This is a genomic window from Enterococcus sp. AZ128 (assembly GCF_051714485.1).
Taxonomy (GTDB): Bacteria; Bacillota; Bacilli; order Lactobacillales; family Enterococcaceae; genus Enterococcus_A.
Map to the genome: position 1 here is coordinate 533,131 of NZ_JBIORZ010000002.1, position 18,517 is coordinate 551,647.

The following is an 18,517-nucleotide window of genomic DNA, read 5'->3' on the forward strand; positions in this document are numbered from 1 at the left end:
AGGAGTGATTTTGATGGGTTCACACAAAAAGCTTACACGAGATAATCGAAAATGTATAGAGACGATGATTTATGATGCCAAGAGTATTCAAGAAATAGCGGACAGAATTGGTGTTAGCCGAACAACGATTGATCGTGAGTTGAAACGAGTACCCGAAGATTTGATCTATAATGCCGACAATGCGCAATTAGATGCGGAAATGAAGCGCAGTGCCTGTGGTGCGAAGTCCAAATGGACTTCTGAATTCGCTTATCAGATTGAATGTGATCTTGAAGACAGCTGGTCCCCTGAACAAATTGCGAATGATCGTCAAATAGTTTCATTCAAAACCATTTACAATTGGCTCTATGCCGGTATTCTTAATGTGTCTAAACAGTGTCTGAGACATAAAGGCAGAAGACAAGAAAAACAAGAAGAGGCACGAGGCAAAATGACTGTAGGGCATACCATTGATGAACGCCCAGCTTCTGTGTCAACTCGAGAAGAATTTGGACATTGGGAGTTGGACACAGTTGTTTCTAGCAGAGGGGAAAGCAAAGCCTGCGAAGCAACGTTTATTGAACGGAAAACACGCTTTTATTGGGCGATCTCAATGAGGGATCGTACCGCGAAGTCAATGGCACAAGCGATTAAAGCTTTTGTGCAAGACCTAGGGAGTCACAAGGCATTTTTAAGCTTTACGGTCGACCGTGGGAAAGAGTTTTCTTGCTGGAAAGAAATTGAGAAAGATTTAGACGTACCTATGTATTTTTGTGATCCATACTCCCCATGGCAACGCGGATCTAACGAAAATGGGAATGGTTTATTTAGAGAATTCTTCCCTAAGGGAACTGATTTTTCAAAGGTACCCCCTACGGAGAAACAGGAAGCATTACGCAAGATAAATATGCGTCCTAAAAAAACATTGAACTGGAAAAATTGTTGGGAAGTCTTTCAAGAAGAAATGTTGCAATTAATTTGACAATTCAGCTCATCAATAACTCGTGCTGGCCATATCTAGTATTTAAATAGTAATATAAGAATTTAGCTTCAATTAGTGTTGAATCCACAGTTAGTTTCATCCCACTTTGTGAGACAATATATTCTTCGTATTTTGAATTCTCTGGAATGTATCCAACTTGACCTAAAGTTCCTCTGTGAGTTATTACAATATCGTTTTTTTCTACTTTACTAGATTTTAGTTCATCAGCCTTTTCTTGAGTAACATAAACAAAATCAGCGTCATGAAAAAATAATTTCTTCAAATTGTTTCCACGAATAATTGGTACTCCCTTTTCGACAAAATTATCTTTTTTTATCCTAGAGCCAAATGGACCCATAGAGATAGCATTCTTTTTATCACTTTTTAGCTCATCAATTGTTTTTATATCCCAATCAACTGGAATTTTGCCAATGACTGTTTTTTTAAAATTCATACCCTATTCCTCCTAGGGCTCTCTTGATGTCTTCTTCTAGCTCATGAGATTTTTCAAATTGTTCTGACAGTGTTTTGGTCAATCGTGCCATTTTTTCTTCAAAAGGCTCACTATCTTCTTCTTCAGCGGCTAAACCAACATAACGACCAGGTGTTAAAATATATTCTTGATTTTGAATCTCCTCTAAAGAAGCTGACTTACAAAAACCAGCGATGTCTTCATATTCTGCATTTATTGTACCTTTCCAAGCATGGTAAGTATCCGAAACTTTCGCAATATCATCAGCACTAAATTCCTTATGAGTGCGATCAGCCATGAATCCTTCTTTACGAGCATCAATAAATAAGATTTCCTTACGATGATCACGTTCATTCAATTTTGACTTTGACTTGGTAGTAAACCATAAACAAACAGGAATCTGTGTTGAATAAAACATTTGTCCAGGAAGCGTTACAATACATTCAACAATATCTTCATCCACTAGATTTTTACGAATTGCTAATTCTGCACCTTGACTAGTAGACATACTCCCATTTGCTAAAACAAAGCCAGCTGTTCCTTCCGGCGCTAATTTTGAAACCATGTGTTCGATCCAAGCATAGTTCGCATTACCAACTGGAGGAACTCCATATTTCCAACGAGCATCATCTGTTAGTTTTTCTCCACCCCAATCACTAATATTAAATGGTGGATTGGCTAAAATATAATCTGCTCTTAATCCTTTGTGTAAATCATTATGGAAAGTATCTGCATTGTGTTGACCAATGTTTCCATCAATTCCACGAATGGCCAAGTTCATTTTGCATAACTGCCAAGTAGTAGGATTAGATTCTTGTCCATAAATAGCAATATCTCCAATCTTGCCTTGGTGTTCCTGGACAAATTTTTCTGACTGTACAAACATGCCGCCTGAGCCACAGCATGGGTCATAAACACGACCTTGATAAGGCTCCAGCATTTCTACTAGCAAACTAACAACGGAACGAGGAGTATAAAATTCACCTCCGCCTTTCCCTTCTGCACTAGCAAACTTGCTCAAGAAATATTCATATGTCCGACCTAGTACATCGGTACTGCGACTCGCTTTATCCCCAACTTTAATATTTGTAATTAAATCAATCGTTTCGCCCAAACGTACTTTGTCTAGCTGAGGACGAGCATAGTTTTTTGGCAAAACATTTTTTAATGTTGGATTTGCTTTTTCGATTTCGATCATCGCCTGATCAATAATCTGACCGATTTCAGGCGTTTTTGATTTCTTATTGATATTTGACCAGCGGGCATCCATTGGAACCCAAAAAATATTGTCCGCTAAGTACTCATCTTTATCTTCTGGATCAGCGTATTCATCTTGTGATAATTCAGCATGTTTTTCTTCAAAACTATCCGATACATACTTCAAAAAAATTAGACCTAATACGACATTTTTATATTCTGAGGCATCCATACTACCTCGTAGTTTATCAGCTGTAAGCCATAACTGTTCTTCGATTTTTAATTCGGCTGAAGCCATTATTTATTTCCTCCTTGGATTAAATGATTATAATTATGCTAGTGATGCATTCTTTCACAGACCTGTGTTCATTTTATCAGTTTTTCATGAAAAGTGTGATTTCAAATTATTTCATTCGAATGGGTAAATTTTGCTGAAAAAGTTCTTCCTTAGAATTAACCTTATTTAAAAAGCTGGGCATCGCTTTTGAAAAATCTCCTACAGTATCAACACTAACTATTCCTTTATTTACCAAGTGACTAAAGAATTTATGAAGATCTGCTACTTTATGTAAATTGATCATCTGAATTCCTTTTAAAGGCGAGTTGTCTAAACTAGAAAATGCGACTGGGTGAACTACAATTGGGATAATGTTTTGGTTCAACGCCCAAGCAGCGCCCAACTCTGTAAAACAAAAAATACTATTTAAATAATTCTCTGTAATTAGAAGTATTACTTGCTCGCAACCAACAATTTTATCTCTCATAAACGGAATATATTCTTCTCCAATGGGAATCGCAGTGTTCATAGCAGTACAAAATATTTCGCTTCTTTTTATATCCAAGCCCATCCTTAAAAACTCAACAAATTCATTGACTAATTCTTCATCATCCGAAGAGTGACTAATAAAAAACTTCACATTTCCCATATCCATTACCTCATTCCTTCAACTCAATTTGAATCGGTCTGTGTTCGAACAGATTTTGTATCTATTTCTTTATAATAATCTAAAATCGTTTGTTCTAACTTTGCTATTTCTTTTTCAGTCTCAAATATTTCTTTTTCTAAGTTCTCTAAATTTATTTCTTCTTCTTTTTCTATTTTATCGACATATCTATTAACACCCAAATTATAATCATTGTCTTCTATTTTTTTTGATTCAGCTAAACAACTAAAACCATCAATGTTCTTCTTAGACTTATATGCCGCGACAATTTTTTCAATATTTTCTAAACTAAAATAATTTTTTTGCCTCTCTTTGACAAATTGGTCTGATGCATCTATAAAAAATATGCTATCCTCAGCACGTTCTTTTTTGATAAGAATCAAACAAACAGGTATTGCTGTTGCATTAAATAAATTAGCAGGTAACTGAATTATCGTATCTATACAGTTTTTATCTTTTATTAGATGCTCTCTAATAGTTTTTTCTTTTCCCCCTCTAAATAAAATACCCATAGGCAAAAGTACTGCCATTAATCCAGTATCTTTTAAATGATTAATCATTAGTTGTATATAGGCAAAATCTGCCTTACTTTTGGGAGCTAACTTAGGAAATCCACGAAATTGATTATTTTTTTCTCCATTCCATTTTGAGCTATACGGTGGATTTGCAACAACAACATCAAAAATTCTATTTGGAAACTCATCAACTTCTAAAGAATTACTTAACCGAAGATCAAATTCACTTATACCAGAAATAACCGACCACATTCTGGCAACTTTCTGATTAAATCTACTCTCGTCTTGTCCGAATAGTTTTGCTTTCTCTGTTCTACTTGCAATAGACAATAATAAAGACCCAGATTTATACGTGGGATCGTAAATCTCCACATTACTCTGAATTTCGCTTTCAATAATTTGCGAAAGTAACTCACAAACTGTTTTAGGCGTATGTAAAAGTTTACTCCCTTTACCTCCTCTTTCAGAAAACTGATTTAGCAAATAATCAACAGATTCTTGAAAGATTTCAATGTCATTGTACCTATACAAATCATCAATAATTTTAAGCATTTCTTTCAACTGATCACTTGTTTGTCCTAATAAATTAAAGTCTAGATCAAAAAGATTTTTGTATTGATTTTCAGCTTCTAAATCAAACTCTTTAAAAGCTAAATCCAGTATTTGAGCTAGTTCCTTTTCTTGGTTGGTTTTCACTTTGAATTTTGCATACAAATTCTCTGGTGAAATAAAAAAATTTTGTTTAGCTAAGAACTCTTTTTTAAATGAACTACTATTTAACACCTCATCTAGCCTACATTTGTTACGATGCTTAGTCATTTCTGCTGCGTGTTCAACTTGTCCAGTTAAATATCTATAGCAAAATAGTCCTAACACATGCTCTATATAAACAGACTCCTCACTGACACGATTAGAAAGATTTATTAGCTTATTTAATAATTCCCTAATCTTAGTGTTGTCCATCCTTCTCGACCCCTCTTTCATATCTTCTTATCATCTCTCTAGTTCTGAGCTGTTTAAGTTTTATATTCTTGTCGCATAAAAAATTCAACCTCAATTGTGCGATATAAAGGTCCCCAATAGTTTTTTGTACATCTATAGCTGGTAACTCAATTTCCATGTTTTTAAGTTTACCTATAGTAATTTTTTTCATGACTGTTCCTTGAATATCTTGAAGTAATTGCTTCTTGCTAGCTTCACTTTCATTGAACCAGTACACAAAGTAATTTCGATCTATTTTCTTATCCAAGAAGGTCACTTTTGCAAAATTTGCATATATTACATTTCCATGAAACTCCTCTCTTACAATCGTACATTCGCCTTTAAATAAATTTATTACAATATCTCCTGAAAAGATTTGCTTTACATTCGTAAATGTTGCTATGCTTTTTCTATTCTTCATCATGTCACTTGCATATTGAGAGTAGAATTGTTCATTCTCATACAAAAAATACTTTTTACCGTCTTCTTGTTCATCAATTCTTGTTGCTAATGTTCCAGATTCTATTTCCAGAAGTTCGTTTAAACGCATCTCTAACACTCCTATAGCATTGAATTTCCTAATTTATTAAATATAGAATAGCATATCTTATACGAAACCTCAATGTAATATATCGATATTACTATTTTTTCTAAAGCTTAGTTTCCGTACTCGACTAAATATTAAAATTATAAAAAAGGGCAAAGTTAAATTAATTAACCTTGCCCTTTAAAATGTACTAATATGCTACAAATCTGACTATTATAAATTAACAGTAATCATATTACTGTCACGTTTTGATTTAAACTTCAAATTTTATTGGTTCCTTGATAGTAATCAATGCATGGTAATTCACTGATCTCACTTCCACTCATCTGATACGTATTGTCTGGTTGGATTATTCCCTCTGAAACAAAGTAAAATTCACATTTCATTATAACCTTCCTTTTTAATCTAAGAATCTTATTTTTATTGTAAATAAATACCTGATCTAATTTAAATTATAAAAGCTCTGTGTTGTTCATGGATAATACTTTGCTTCAATAATTGAAGTCTTCTTTTCACGATAGGGAGTATTTTGATATATCAGTATCCACAGTACTCAAGAGATTTGTAACGCACATTCCAATCTATTGAGTAAATGTCTAGTATGCCGGAATTAAATACTAAGAATGAGATAGCACCTAAGTTTTAACGTCGGAAAATTCTCCGCTTGAATAACGAAAAGATTAGATGCTCTCTGACAAAGGCGTTTAAAGTCGTGTATGCGCATTGCCGATCACTTGGTTAATCTGAACATTTGGGTTTATTCGTTGCTCTACTCGATTAGTAGACTCATTAACAGAATTTGAAATTTCTTCATAATTTTCCAAGTATTCTTGCATGACTGAAACAGAGGGATTCAAACTCCATAATTCTCGATCACCTATTGTATACAATCGATATTTTGCCCGTGTAGTTGCTACGTTAACAATATTATCATTAACCCATCGCACAGCACCTTTTGCATTCGAATCGCAGCTTAAAAGAAAAATAACTTCTTTTGCTTCTTTCCCTTGAAATTTATGAACCGTTCCACAATTTTCATTAATCCATTCTTTCATGACTTCCTCTTCTTTGTGTTTAGACTCTTTTGAAAAAAGATTTCTAAACCCATTAACTACAGTTGTAAAAGGAGAAATCAGATAAATATCTGGATAGCCATCAGCTTTTTCAAAAGCTTTATCGACTATTTCAATAGCTCTTAAAGCTTGTTCTTTCACATGATGGTCTTTATTACCATTCTCTTTTCCTGCTATGTTTATCCAGCAAGACTTTGAGTAAATAAATTCTGATTCTGACTTTTGTTTTCCAGTTTGAGATATCATTGTATTAGCATAAGATAATTGGTTGGATATGCTGAACATGGGATCAATGCATCTTCTATGAACAACCAAGGGACATCCAACCCACAAGTCTTCTTGATTATCTTGCTCCAAATATGCGCCATAAGGATTAATAGTATCAGCAAATGTTTGCACTGACAGTGATTTATCCATATAACCTGCTAACTCATCTGTTCTGAAAATTTTCTTGATTGCATTAACTTCGGTAGTAACAATTGGTTCGACCTGTTTAGGGTCTCCAACAATAATAGATTTTTTGAACCGCCATAAGGCTCCTATTGCCATCTGGGGTGTAGATTGACCAGCTTCATCAATAATCAATTGTCCAAGACTATTTTCATCTTCAATATTAGACAGAAATCTTCCAACTGAAGCAAATGTAGTTGAAATCACAGGCGTTATCAAGAAAAGTGTGTTTAGTAAATGCTTATAAGCTTTTTTTCGATCTCTCTTAGAAAAGTTACAATAATCCTCATTCCTAGGCTTCAATATCTTCCACATATATCCTAAATTTTGTAAGTTAGACCGTACATGTTTAGAAGAAAGAACGAAGTATTTGTTCAACTGTAAAGCCTCATAAAAAAGTTTCTCTCTAGCACGATCATATTCTTCAGAAATCCATGGTACTTTTGTCTGTCTATTAACTTTTTCCTCCATAGTTCCATGATGCGTCTCATTAAAGTAATCTTGATTAAATAGTTCAACCTTCGTTTCCAATTCTCTAATTTCTTCATCGTGTCTATTTTTTAGGCTATTACGTTCATCTAAAATAGAGTTGGCCTGTTTTTCTAAATCAAAAATAGTTAATTGGTAACCTTCAATTTTTGACTGTTTGTCTTCTATCTCTTTTTGCAAGATATCAATTTCGTTAACTATGGTTTTTATTTTTTTTATGAGTTTATTTTGTACTTTTTCAGTTTTGGCTACTTCAGAGTTGATATTATTGATATCTTCACGTATAGAATTTAATTCCTTCGTTTCATCTTTTATCGCTGTAATCGTTTCAGATGTTTTTTTGAAAATTTTATATCGAACTATTTCAAATAGATTTTTACTTTCTTCTAGTTTTTTTATTATACTTTCTTTCTTCTGTTTATCAGATTGAAGTTCTTTGAGAAGCGCACGAGCTTGTACAAACATCTCAAAGAAATTATTATTTTGGTCTTCAAATTCAACTAGTTGATTACGTTTGTCTTTCAATATCAACCTTTTTTTATTAACACTTTCTTCACCGTTTTGGATAAAAAACTTCAAGCGATGTATAGTAGCATCGATTTTTTCCGTCTTTTTTATAAGATTTAATTTTTCATTTAGATGTCTCTTATAAATGTCACTATAGTCTACTGCTTGTTTTTGTAATCCAATTACATATTCATATTGTTCTAAGAACTTTATTCGAGCTTCTTTATAAAATGCACGACTATCTTCAGTATTTTTATGAATCTTTTTCATCAAAGGTTTGAGCACCCTATAGAAAAAAACAGAAATATTACTTCTTTTACCTAATGGTGCCGAAATTAGTCCCCATTCTGAATAATTCGCAACTTTTGAAAGATCAAAATCTTGATCAGTGAGTTTTTGCGCAAATGAAGATAAATAAATATCATTTACCTCTATAGTTTGCTTCTCTTTTCTCCCTCGATCATTAACAATTTCATTAGTAACCGTTAGTTTATCTGAAGTTTCATTTAAATCAAATAGCTCACTAATTTCTGACACTTGTTCTGATTTTAAGCTATCCAAAAGCTTCTCTTGGTTCGGCAGTTCTTTAGTAATATTTTCTACAGCTGCATTATTTGAGGAGGCCACTAACATGCCATAATCCTTAATTCGCTCATCTTTTAAGGCATAATAGACCGAAAAGTAATTGTCATACCCTTTACTCTTTTTATCACCATCTAAGTATTTTTCGCTCTTGAATGCTGCATCTGCTCTCTTATACTGACTGAGTAACTTAGCCCTTTTTACAACATTATCAGCAACAACCTCCTTCAATAAAGTTGTTTTTCCTGTTCCAGGTGGCCCATTACCAGAAAAAATTGCTTCTTCCCCGCTAATATACTGGTTTATTGCCACTTGTTGCATAAAAGCAGGATTGTACTCAGAAGGCCATTTCCCAAGAGGTGCATTTGTAGGACAAAGAATAAATTCTATTAAATCAATATCATTTCTTACGTTATATTTTTCCCTTTGTCTTATCATTTCCGAAGTTTCTTCGTGTCCACTGCAAATATAATCAAGGAATAATCTATCAGAAGCTTTGCCTTGTTCTATGGATTTTCGAACCATTTCTAAATCTTCTTGATAAAAACCATTAATAAGATCGCTATAATCTTCTAAAGAATCATTTAATTTTTCATAGGCTTCTTTGTCTTTAAATCGATTATAAATTAAAGTAATATCTTCCTCTATATTTGAGTTATCAAATAGTTTATCGAAAAAAAAGGCTTTGATGTAGAACGATAGATTTCGTAAAAAAACACTATTTACTTTTTGATCTTCTGTAAAAAATTTTTCGTTTTCTTCGATTTTCGTTATCGTTTTTTTGTATTCCTCGATAGTTAGCTTGTTTTTCATTGTCGTCGCATCAGTGCCATAGCTATTTATAATCGCTGTTCCCCACAATAACGGTGATACACACAAAGAGCTCGGTATATATTTATTGTCTCTACTCATTTTTAAAGAAAATAAGCAAATTTTACTTTTATTTTCTTCTATTAATTCTTCTCCTTTAACGAGTTCCAATAATTTTTCAATGACACTGTTTCTACTGACTTTTCCTACAAACAAGTGAACATCTGAACTAATTTCTGGAAATAAGTTTTCAATATTAGTTGTCTCATTAAGTCCTTCTGCAAAATCATCAAATTTGTAGGAATGAAAAATTTCTATAGAAGTTTTTCTTTTGTAAGGCTTTAAATCCACAGCATTTACGATTTTATTTAAATATTTCTTTTTTTGTGTATTTTGTTTTGGATAATTATCCTGAGTGAAAAATTCCAACAAACGCCAGAAATCAACAACTCTCTCAGCAGTACGTTCTATTTCCATGCTAAACTCCTATTAATAAAGTTCTTTTTAGTAATACTTATTATTGTTAGCATATCATATTCCTTTTATGTTTTCTCTTATTAGTCAATCAAAGTTTCTTATACATACATTTGATCATTATCTATTATTTTTTTTAGTTATTTCATAAACAATTGACAAGGACTTTCTATTTTAAGCCGAGAAAGAATTATTACAAAAAAAAAAGAGAGCCCACTCCATCAGCTCTCCCACAAAATTATTCAGCTAACCTCTTCCCAACCCCATAAACCACCCAATCACGCTCGCGTTCTACCTGTATCAGCCTTAACCCAATATCATCCAAATACTCCCCAAACACATCCGGCTCCTTCAACTCAGACAAAAAGTATTTCACTTTAGAATACTCACATCCTATAAGAAAAATTCCATCATCAGTCAGTATTCTTCTTATCTCTAAGAGGCTTCCTTGCAGATTACTCCAATGAAAATGATTCTGAAAGGCGCAAATCAGATCAAAGCTATTTGAAGGGTAGTTAGTTTTCTCGATATTTGCTCTTTCGAACGTGATCATATTACCCGAGTGTAATCTCTGTGCTTGTTCGATGGCTTTTTCAGAAATATCTAGCCCAATGATTGACTTAGCCTTGAATCTTTGACTGAGGTAGTACGTGGTTGCGCCATTGCCAACACCTATATCTAAAATGCGGTGGAATTGTTTTGTTGGTAAAAATGACAGGCACCATTTTGCCATGGGCAAGTAGACTTTATTCCATAATTTCATCATGACACTCCCTACCCAACCGGTTGGTGTTTTAGATTGATTTAGAAGGTATTTATAAATGAAAAATAGTCCCACTACTATTATTAATAGGATAAAGAAACGATTCATGGCTTGTCCTTTCTGACACAATCTAAAATAATGATGTTCCCTTAATTCGTAACCTGGAATGGTAGCAGTTTTTGACAACATTTATAAGATGAAGTGAATGCATGATGATCGTTGTACCGATTGCCCTAGACAATGATCTTCCTACTGATTCGGATATTTACCAATTACCAAATGTGTATAATTTCCCTTTATAGGATCAGTATCTTTTCTATATCCATATCCCTGCAAATCCAATACTGCCTTATCTACGATCTTTTAATTTCACATTTCTCTCATTGCTTACATTGTACTTCACTTCAACATCTACTAAATAATAGACGACATGCTGCAAATCCTCTTCTGTCACGTCTGCCTCAGTGGCACTTGTTGTTTGTTTATATCTAAGTTTGACAACGTTCCCTTTTTTAAAAATTTCTGGTTCCTCAGTTTCAAATAATGCTTGATCTAAATAGCTGTCAACCAGCACCACATAAGACTTCTCTCCTATGGTTCGTACACTCGTAACAAAGAAATAATCGGTCCGTGTTTGAACAGGGTTTCTACCTAGAAGCAAGTCCAAGGACTGTACTTTTCTTGGATTTGAGATAGCCACTCTTTCCTCATCCTCATTGAACAAGTCCATAGGTGTTACTTGATCTAATTCATCATACGTATAATTGATAATCTCATCTTTTTCATATTTCAATTTCGTCTTCGTATCCCACTGTAAAAGTGTGCCACTAGAAATATCTTGAAAAATCACGCTATGACCATAATAGGCCTTAGATGCTCCCATCGGAACTCTATTATCAATACTAATTACTTTTGCTATTGTATATTTTCTCATCACATCACCTACTATCCAGTATATATTATAACTAATATTTTCTCGCTACCTACGCGAACAAGTCTAAAAAGAACACTCTTTGCGTTCGCTTTCATAAAACTATTATAAAAGAATGAAGACAACAAAAATAGTCACCCCATGAATCTCTTTCTCATAAAATCTCTTCTGCTATTTATTTGAGACTAATATTTCTACAAATATTATGTATTTGAGGACATAAAAAGCACTTAGCGAATTGCTAAATGCTCTAAATTAGAAAAGCGAACTTCATAGTGTACGATAAACCATCAGACCAATACCACTTTGTAATTCCATTCATACTTGCTACTTTAAATGGAAATCTGATTGATTCTTATTCCTTCAGTAATGGCGCCATAAGTAATCTTTTTTGATTTCTTGAGTTTGGTATGAAACTCAGGTTCAAGAAGGAGTGATTTTGAAAAGCATACGATGCCATCGTGTTCGTGATCTCTATTATAGGATTCTGAAATATTCCAGTTGTACGCAGCGTATTCATAAATTGCAGACTTGTTATCTTCAGCAATCAGACGTGCATAGGCTCCGTATCCCCTATTCCTTTTTCCACATACCTAAAAATTTCACTCATCTCGGTCTTCAAATTCCAACAGATAATTATCAAGCTGACCATTTTCTATAATCTTCATTTCGATCGTATCCCATTCCTTATGTTTCAGGAGCTTTTGAACGAGACCGTTCTCAATCTCTGCTCTCGTTATCGTGCCTACTTCATGATGGTCTATTCCACACAGATTTTCGATTTTATTTCCTTCTTCGTCTTCCTCGTAGCTTGAGTAAATGTCGTAATTGACCAAAATCTCATTATGCTTTCGCGCATTCCTTACTAAGCTATCTAAGCGTGCGATTTCATACCCAAAATACCTCAATGCATCCTCTATTTCTTCTTCGTCCCAACTGTAATGGGGCTTATTTTTCGCAAGAATTTGTTGAATATCTTCTTTTTGATCTTCAGTTAGTGATCCATAAGTAATCTTACTTTCGATCACTTCAGCTCCATCATTTTTTTCTTCAATTCTATATAAAACGTTTCCAGCTTGATCCAATAGATTGAACTTTACGACTCTTTGTCCATTCAACAGCGTGATCCAAATCACGCGTTCAGGTCGATACCCTCCAAATGATAATTGTGTTTTTTTATACTCTACTGTCACCTTTTCATTCTCCTTAACAATGTCTATTTTTCCCGTCATTATTATACAATGAGGCGATCGAATCAGACTAGCCATTTTCAACAATTAAAAACCCAAATTACGAGCAATTTTTTAATAAAATGACTTGTTTTTAAAAAAATACCCCCCAAAAAAAAGACCGGACACTATAACTCATGTTCGATCCTCTTAACTTAACTAAACCTTTCCAACACGTTTGCTGTCTCGGTCATGACTTCTGGATTAGTTTCGTTTTTATCTAATTCATGCAATAGGCCATCTAGTCCTTTTAGTCTAATGCCCTGACAGCGGTACCGCGAATGACTGGACGCTGGTCCTATAGCAGGCGTCGCTTTGAAAACTTAGTCGAATAAAAAATGCTTAATCTGCACTCCACTCAATGGGTTCGCTAGGTTCCACTATTCCGGGGCCTACTGGAGTTATTTCTCCTGTTTCTGGATTCGTAGGTTGATCAATGTAGTACAAATACCCGTCCTTTCCATATCTTCCAAGTTTGGTTTGGTCGTAGTATTCGCTATCCATACAAATATTGACGGCTCTTACGGCAATCGCCACTTCCTTACTTCCCTCAAAAAGCTCCTGCTCCCATAAATATTCGCATTCGATATTCAAAAAACACTCTTTAATTCGTGGTGCATTGATCGTTGTCGCTTTCTCGGCTGTAAGCCCTGAAGCGGTGATTTCGTCTGTTTCAAACTGATTATTCTTAATCGTTTTTACACATCGGTCGTACATATCGTTTGAAGGAAAATTTAACACGCAGACTTTTGTTTCCTTCAGTGATTGATACATATGCCCGTCTTTACTGACTTTTCCCAAGATACAGATAAAGTTGTCCAAGCCACTTCCCATAAAGCTAGACCAAGAGTGCAAGCAGGCATTTTCCTTGCCATTTGATTTCCAGCCTGTGACAACAAAAACCAATTGCGGCATGGTTGTAACAAAATCATACCAAGACAAGTTGCCGCAAAATGCGACGTATTGCTCAATATCATATCCAGCCAGCTTCTCTGGTTTATCAACAAGTGACACCTCTTTTTTCATAGCAAATCCTCCTTTTGATTTTAGATAGTTTTAATCGGTGATGCTGATTTTTTTACTCTCGTGAACAGTAGAAATACTATTGTTGCTCTGATGGGAGTCTTTTCTTTAAATCTCATTCATATTCTCTAATCGCTATGAAAACAGCGGATTTTTTACTTAGCTCTGTAAACCCGTTTGCAAATTTCTAAACATGTTCAGATCCCGGGGAAAACACTTACATTTCGCTATCCGATATTTATACTGATAAGTGAAGAAACAGTGGCCACATCGTTCTTCTAATCAAAGATAGATCTTAACGCTTCACTTAGTAATAGTTCGAATTGATTCAGCGTCGTTCCAAAGAAAAGGTTTGGCTGGTACGCAGACATGACTCGCGGGGCATACGTCTCCGTACTGATGGTCAAAGTTGCCAACTGTCCTATTTTTGAGTTTTTTTCGCCAACAAAAGCGATCAGATCAATATGATGATCCTTAGCCATTTGAGCGAGATCAGCTAAACGAAAGGTGTCGCCTGAGTTGGAGACAATAAAAATCAGAACATCCTTTTCAACGTTTTCCCGCAGAAACTCCAGATGACTATTAGCCGTTGCTCGGAAACCATAAAGATTCAGTGTTTCAGAAAAATGATTCGCAATATTTTGTGAGAAGCCTGAACCCAAGATCATGATCCGTTTCTCTCGATAGTCTGTTAGTAGACGAACAAACGCGTCTCTTTCTTCATCTGAAAAATTCTTCGTCAGGTTCGTTGCTAATGGTTTACTTCCATACGCGAAGACTAGCTCACTATAACCGGAATAACCGATTTTTTTCGCCATATTGACGATGGTCGCTGTTGAGACATAAGATTCTCTAGCAACATCGCGAATGCCTAAATCTCTTAGTGAAGCACGATTTTTATCCATAAAACGTAAAACGGCTGCTTCTGAATCATTCAACTGATACTTATCAATCAGCGTTTCAGTATCCATAAGATCCACCTCAAATTCTTTAGTTAGGAGTATTATAACATGACAAAAAATAATTTTATTCAAGATCCATGGGCAAAAATGACGACACGAAATGGCCTTCAAGGCGATGAAGTCATCTCAGCTCTACAAAAATCGATCCGCAGAGGAATGGAAAAAGCAGCCTGTGAATTTGCCTATGAAATGTATATTACCTCACCTCAATTTGAAGAAAAGCTATGGAGACGTTTATTAGCCATCAGCGTTGAGGATGTAGGGATGGGAAATCCGCAAGCGGCAATTATGATCAATACCTTAAATCAAATGCGCAAGGAATTTCAATATAATGAATCTGACCGGGCAATGTTTTTCTTTCACGCCATTCGTTACTTGTGCGGTTCAGAAAAAGACCGTTCCTCCGACCTGCTCAAAAATATCGTGATAAAAAGCTTCGCTATGGGTTATGTGCCTGAAATACCAGACATCGCATTGGATAAACACACCACGCGTGGACAAGAAATGGGGCGCGGTTCAGAACATTTCTTACATGAAGCAAGCAAAGTCGTTCCTCAAGCAAAGGTCGATAATGACTATAAGGAACAATATGAAGAAATCATCAAAAAGTATGACCCACAGCATGTTGTGCCAAGCACATTTGTTTTCAATCCTTGGCAAGTATAGGAGGGAACATCATGGAAAATTCTACAGTCATAACGAAGCTTAATGATTTGCTTAGCCCTTTTGCAGCAAAAATCGGAAATCAGCGACATCTTAAAGCAATCTCGAGTGGGATGATGTTTGGGCTGCCCTTTATCGTGATTGGATCATTTTTCCTGATCTTTGCGAATCCACCGATTAATATAGATCAATACAATCCAGCCACAGCCAATTTTTTTATGACATTCATGGCTGGGTGGAAGGATTTTGCAGTTGCCAATTATGATTTAATCACTGCTCCATACAATCTGACTATGGGTATCATCGGGCTGATCAGCGTTTTCGGAATCGCCTTCTCACTTGCCAGTGAATACAAGATTAATCCGGCCATGAATGGGATGGTGGCCTCCGTCATTTTTCTGATGGTTTGTACCCCTGTTAAAGAGGGAAACATCAACCTGAATTATTTAGGGACAAATGGGCTGTTCGTCGCAATCATCATTGGTCTACTCGTGGTGGAAGTGAACAGGATCTTTGAAGTGAAAAATATCAAATTAAAATTGCCGGATACTGTACCGCCAATGGTCGCCACCTTCATCAACACGCTCGTTCCTTTACTAACGAATATCATCCTCTTTTATGGGATTAATCTGATTTTCTTAGTAACGACAGAAAAGATTTTTCCTGAAACGGTGATGGACGTTTTGACACCAGCCACGAATATCGCAGGAAGTCTTGGTGGTTTCTTACTGATCGTGACCCTAGGGAATATCTTATGGTTGTTCGGTATTAACGGCTCATCGATCATTTTCCCGATCGTCTTTACTCTGGGAATGGCACAGACAGGACTGAATGCCGAACAAATGTCTAACGGGGAAACGATGACTCACCTAATGAATCTGCAAATGTTTCGTATTTCGGTTTTAGGTGGTGCGGGTGGAACGCTGGGGTTAATTATTTTGATGATGCGAAGTAAAGTCTCAGAGTATCGAACAATCGGGAAGCTATCCCTGATTCCCGGCATTTGTTCAATCAATGAGCCAGTCATCTTTGGACTTCCAATCGTTTTTAATCCGATTCTGGCGATTCCATTTTTAATAACACCGATTGTTTCCTTGCTGCTGACCTATTTCGCTCAAAGTATCGGTTTGATTGGAATTGGATTTATCGTTGATCCCTCCTTCACCCCATTCTTTGCACAAGCGTATCTTTCAAGTATGGATTGGCGAAATATCGTCTTCTGTTTGGTGTTGATCTTGATTAGTGCTATTATCTATTATCCATTCTTCAAGGTTATGGAAAATAATAAAACTAAGCTGGTGGATGAAGAACTGTAAATAGGATACAAAGAAAAATCCTCCATTTAGATACAAAAAATAGCTCAATTGTCGATTCTGATAATTGAGCTTCATAAATGCTAACGTTGCAGAAAAGCAGGCTACTCCCTCTAAGTAAAGACGAAAAAAATAAAACTTTTCCCACAATTTTTCTAAGCAACTTCCAAGAAAATACCTCGAAAAAAGACCGAACACCATACTTCGTGTTCGATCCTCTTAACTCAGCTAAGCCTTTCCAAAACATTTTCTATTTCGGTCAAAACTTCTGAATCAGTTTCAGTTTTTTCTAATTCCATCAACAGATGGATCGTTTCTTCTGGCGCTTTCTTTGTCAACTGGCCTAATGCCCAGACAGCGGTGCCGCGAATGACTGGTCGCTGATCCTGTAGACAGGCTTGAATTTCTGGTAGTGCTTCTTTCCCGCCGAGGTTAGCTAAGGCGATCAGTGCATTGCGCTGCAGCGGTTTTTTCCCGCGCCAAGATCCGGCTAAGTGTCCGAATTGCTCTTTGAACTCACGATTTGAGATAGATAGGAGCGGTGTCAATTTGGGATAGACCTCATCGACTTTTGGCTCCATCTCTTCGTGAAAATGAAAGTCTTTGCCGCGATTGTATGGACAGACGAGCTGACAAATATCACAGCCGTATATCACGTTGCGCATTTTCTTTCGATACTGCTCCGGCATCATGCCTTTAGTTTGGGTCTGATACGAGAGACACTTTTTAGCATTCATCCGCCCATCTCCTAATAGGGCACCAGTCGGACAGCCGGTAATGCAGCGTGTACAATCGCCACATCCGTTTGGAACTGGCTGGTCTGGTTCGAACTGGATATTCGTGATGATTTCGCCAAGGTACACGAAGGAACCGTATTCTTCAGTGATCAGCAGGCCGTTACAACCGATAAAGCCTAGACCCGCTCGTTGCGCAACGGCAACATCGACCAGCTCACCCGTATCGACTTGCGGGGCAAAACGCCATTGCGCTTGAAGCTGTTCCGTTTCAGCCTGCTCCTTAATAAAGTCGATCAACTTAGTCAGCCGTTCTTTTAGAATGAAATGATAATCCGTACCCCACGAAGCACGAGCAAATTGACCACGTTTTTCATCACGAGGGACCTTTTCGTGGATTTTGGTTGGATACGCCAACGCAATTGATATGATACTTTTAGGATCTTCAAATGTTTCTTCTGGATAAAGCCGTTCTTTGATATTTTGATGTTCAAATCCAGAAGCATGCCCCAGCGAGCGCTGCTCCAGCAATGATTCCTCTAGATAATCAAAAGGCTCGGCTGTTGTAAAACCGATTTTATCGATCCCTAGCTGCTTACTTTCAGCGATAATCCGTTCTTTTAACGTTTGCATAGTTCCACTCCTAGTTCGTATTAAGGAAATCATTTTTCAAAAACCGAAGAAATGAATCCGATTCTCACCACGTATGTCATTCTACTAAATCGGCTAAAGCCGGAAGTAGAACTGAGATCCTAGTTCGTATTAAGGAAATCATTTTTCAAAAATCGAAAAAATGAATCTGACTCTCACCACGTTTGTCATTCTACTAAATCGGCTAAAACTGGAAGTAGAACTGAAATCCTGATACGAATTTACAGGCCCTACTATATCACATGT

At 35.9% G+C, this 18,517-nt stretch carries 16 protein-coding genes; 3 read left to right on the forward strand and 13 right to left on the reverse strand.

The features are described 5' to 3' along the window. The first annotated feature begins 13 nt into the window (after positions 1 to 13). The gene (locus IGI38_RS14305) at positions 14 to 961 is read left to right on the forward strand and encodes an IS30 family transposase (RefSeq protein ID WP_438725454.1); all 948 of its coding nucleotides are present in this window, start codon (positions 14 to 16) and stop codon (positions 959 to 961) included. Between the two features lie 4 nt (positions 962 to 965). On the opposite strand, the gene IGI38_RS14310 is transcribed toward IGI38_RS14305, so the two are convergent. From IGI38_RS14310 to IGI38_RS14365, 12 genes are all read right to left on the reverse strand, one after another. Continuing rightward, positions 966 to 1,415, reverse strand: coding sequence for a restriction endonuclease subunit S (locus tag IGI38_RS14310; protein ID WP_438731779.1), 450 nt, complete (start codon positions 1,413 to 1,415; stop codon positions 966 to 968). Continuing rightward, positions 1,405 to 2,928: a type I restriction-modification system subunit M gene (locus IGI38_RS14315; protein ID WP_438731782.1), complete on the reverse strand. Its 1,524-nt coding sequence runs from the start codon at positions 2,926 to 2,928 to the stop codon at positions 1,405 to 1,407. The genes IGI38_RS14310 and IGI38_RS14315 overlap by 11 nt, the downstream gene beginning before the upstream one ends. A gap of 106 nt (positions 2,929 to 3,034) precedes the next feature. Continuing rightward, a complete protein-coding gene (locus tag IGI38_RS14320; protein WP_438731785.1) occupies positions 3,035 to 3,556 on the reverse strand; it encodes a toll/interleukin-1 receptor domain-containing protein in 522 nt (173 codons plus the stop codon). Positions 3,557 to 3,579: 23 nt separating this feature from the next. Continuing rightward, positions 3,580 to 5,052 (reverse strand): N-6 DNA methylase, encoded by a 1,473-nt coding sequence (locus tag IGI38_RS14325; RefSeq protein ID WP_438731788.1) that lies wholly within the window; start codon positions 5,050 to 5,052, stop codon positions 3,580 to 3,582. Beyond that, a complete protein-coding gene (locus tag IGI38_RS14330; protein WP_438731791.1) occupies positions 5,039 to 5,620 on the reverse strand; it encodes a restriction endonuclease subunit S in 582 nt (193 codons plus the stop codon). The genes IGI38_RS14325 and IGI38_RS14330 overlap by 14 nt, the downstream gene beginning before the upstream one ends. 257 nt (positions 5,621 to 5,877) lie before the next feature. Continuing rightward, positions 5,878 to 6,003 carry a hypothetical protein gene (locus IGI38_RS14335; protein ID WP_438731793.1) on the reverse strand — a complete coding sequence of 42 codons (126 nt, stop codon included), beginning with the start codon at positions 6,001 to 6,003 and terminating at the stop codon, positions 5,878 to 5,880. A gap of 318 nt (positions 6,004 to 6,321) precedes the next feature. Further along, complete coding sequence (locus IGI38_RS14340) at positions 6,322 to 10,005, reverse strand: DEAD/DEAH box helicase (protein WP_438731796.1); 3,684 nt, start codon at positions 10,003 to 10,005, stop codon at positions 6,322 to 6,324. Positions 10,006 to 10,240: 235 nt separating this feature from the next. Then, entirely contained in the window at positions 10,241 to 10,765 is a 525-nt protein-coding gene (locus tag IGI38_RS14345; protein ID WP_438731799.1) for a class I SAM-dependent methyltransferase, read from the reverse strand. Between the two features lie 349 nt (positions 10,766 to 11,114). Beyond that, the gene (locus IGI38_RS14350) at positions 11,115 to 11,699 is read right to left on the reverse strand and encodes a hypothetical protein (RefSeq protein ID WP_438731802.1); all 585 of its coding nucleotides are present in this window, start codon (positions 11,697 to 11,699) and stop codon (positions 11,115 to 11,117) included. A gap of 599 nt (positions 11,700 to 12,298) precedes the next feature. Beyond that, positions 12,299 to 12,889, reverse strand: a complete 591-nt coding sequence (locus IGI38_RS14355) for a hypothetical protein (protein WP_438731804.1) — start codon at positions 12,887 to 12,889, stop codon at positions 12,299 to 12,301. A gap of 378 nt (positions 12,890 to 13,267) precedes the next feature. Beyond that, a complete protein-coding gene (locus IGI38_RS14360) occupies positions 13,268 to 13,951 on the reverse strand; it encodes a flavin reductase family protein (RefSeq protein WP_438731807.1) in 684 nt (227 codons plus the stop codon). Positions 13,952 to 14,226: 275 nt separating this feature from the next. Further along, positions 14,227 to 14,919, reverse strand: a complete 693-nt coding sequence (locus IGI38_RS14365) for a MurR/RpiR family transcriptional regulator (protein ID WP_438731810.1) — start codon at positions 14,917 to 14,919, stop codon at positions 14,227 to 14,229. A gap of 39 nt (positions 14,920 to 14,958) precedes the next feature. Here IGI38_RS14365 and IGI38_RS14370 point away from each other — a divergent pair, with 39 nt between their 5' ends. Then, on the forward strand, positions 14,959 to 15,576 hold the full coding sequence (locus IGI38_RS14370) for a hypothetical protein (RefSeq protein WP_438731813.1): 618 nt from the start codon (positions 14,959 to 14,961) through the stop codon (positions 15,574 to 15,576). 11 nt (positions 15,577 to 15,587) lie between these two features. Continuing rightward, positions 15,588 to 16,889: a PTS sugar transporter subunit IIC gene (locus tag IGI38_RS14375; protein WP_438731816.1), complete on the forward strand. Its 1,302-nt coding sequence runs from the start codon at positions 15,588 to 15,590 to the stop codon at positions 16,887 to 16,889. A 221-nt stretch (positions 16,890 to 17,110) separates the two neighbouring features. Here the strand turns inward: IGI38_RS14375 and queG are convergent, their stop codons facing one another. Continuing rightward, the gene (queG, locus tag IGI38_RS14380; RefSeq protein WP_438731819.1) at positions 17,111 to 18,253 is read right to left on the reverse strand and encodes a tRNA epoxyqueuosine(34) reductase QueG; all 1,143 of its coding nucleotides are present in this window, start codon (positions 18,251 to 18,253) and stop codon (positions 17,111 to 17,113) included. Between the last annotated feature and the right edge of the window lie 264 nt (positions 18,254 to 18,517).